Origin of the sequence: Collinsella sp. Sow4_E3 (assembly GCF_052116285.1) — a bacterium.
Lineage (GTDB): Bacteria > Actinomycetota > Coriobacteriia > Coriobacteriales > Coriobacteriaceae > Collinsella.
This window is the reverse complement of sequence record NZ_JBQKLJ010000100.1, coordinates 1-541: the sequence shown is the minus strand read 5'-3', so window position 1 is coordinate 541 and position 541 is coordinate 1. Positions and strand designations below refer to the sequence as shown.

Here is a 541-nt window from a genome sequence, read left to right as displayed (position 1 = left end):
CGACATTGATGACTTCGTGGTTTGGATGAACTGGCAACCAAGTCTTATCAGCCCTTGAAAATCCTGCCTGCTGACCTGCTGTCCATTGCATTGGTGTTCTCGCATTGTCACGTCCTATTGCACGGATACTATCCATAATCGATTCCAAATCTTGTCCTTCTTCCAAGGCTTCCTTGGCATAATTGACAGACTCAATGTCCTCAATTTCGGTCAAATCAGCAAATGGATAGTTGGTCATGCCGATTTCTTCTCCTTGATAGATATAAGGAGTTCCTCGCATCAGATGCAAGAGAATAGCAAAGGCCTTGCCAGATTTTTCACGGTATTCCCCATCATTTCCCCAAATAGAGAGGACACGAGGCAGATCATGATTGTTCCAAAAAAGCGAGTTCCATCCTTGACCCAGTTCCAACTCTGTCTGCCATTTGGTGAAAATTTCCTTCAAAGCCGGAACATTCAATTCTGTCTCATAGGTCCACTTCGGCGCATTTGGTTTGTGTTGCAAACCGATATGTTCAAATTGGAAAACCATGGACAACTC

At 44.2% G+C, this 541-nt stretch carries 1 pseudogene; it reads right to left on the bottom strand.

Annotated elements, in window-relative coordinates:
• A pseudogene (gene dexB / locus ACTQ48_RS11455) lies at positions 1-541 on the bottom strand (glucan 1,6-alpha-glucosidase DexB); the annotation flags it as partial.